General features: G+C 70.1%; 1 protein-coding gene. It reads right to left on the reverse strand.

What is annotated here, in order from left to right:
* Positions 1-355: WXG100 family type VII secretion target (locus OO60_RS44320; protein ID WP_156081365.1), on the reverse strand; the 355-nt coding region annotated here is incomplete at both ends.

The raw sequence follows: 355 nt of genomic DNA on the forward strand, positions 1-355 counted from the left end.
CGCCCAGCTGATCAGGTGCCCGACGAGCTCGGAGATGATGTCGCGCACCAGCGTGCGGACCGCGGCCACGACCTCACCGGCGGTCTTGACGCCGCTGGAAGCGCCTTCGCAGCCCTTCTGCGCCGCTTGCAGGGTGGTGGCCACGTCCTGGCCGCGTTGCCGGTAGGCGTCGGAGGCCGGTCCGGACCACGACTGCAGGTCGGCTTTGACGGCGTCGGTCAGGTCCGAGGAGACGCTGCCGAGTTCCTTGGCGACGTTGGCCCAGGTCTCGGACTGGGCGGCGATTTCGTCGGCGTTGCCGGTGAGCCCGTTGAGGGCGTCCTTGAGCGGGCCGACGTGCTCCATCAGCCAGCTG

The sequence above is a fragment of the Amycolatopsis vancoresmycina genome, from assembly GCF_000716785.1.
Taxonomy (GTDB): Bacteria; Actinomycetota; Actinomycetes; order Mycobacteriales; family Pseudonocardiaceae; genus Amycolatopsis; species Amycolatopsis vancoresmycina.